Source organism: Cobetia sp. SIMBA_158 (assembly GCF_046566945.1).
Taxonomy (GTDB): Bacteria; Pseudomonadota; Gammaproteobacteria; order Pseudomonadales; family Halomonadaceae; genus Cobetia; species Cobetia amphilecti.
The window spans coordinates 1-244 of the sequence record NZ_JAWJYL010000926.1; the positions used below are offsets into that span (position 1 = coordinate 1).

Here is a 244-nt window from a genome sequence, read left to right on the forward strand (position 1 = left end):
GATTTGGTAAGGTATGAACGACTTGTTGATTTTGTTCTGTTATTTTACCCACATACGGATGATATTCACTAAAACCAATTGCACTTTCATCAAAAAGTGGTGCGTAATAATTATAAAGTTCAACACCAGTTGGTTTATTTTTACCAAAATCCTTTATAATCCGTTCATTTGGGATGAGGACAGTTACCGGTACACTATCAGCAGCATCACTTGCTAAACCTAATTGAAAAATTGTTTTTCCTTC

Annotated in this window: 1 protein-coding gene; it reads right to left on the bottom strand. The window is 34.0% G+C overall.

The features are described 5' to 3' along the window. A partial coding sequence (locus R2R70_RS22530; RefSeq protein WP_410979276.1) for a hypothetical protein occupies positions 1-244 on the bottom strand: 244 nt, incomplete at both ends.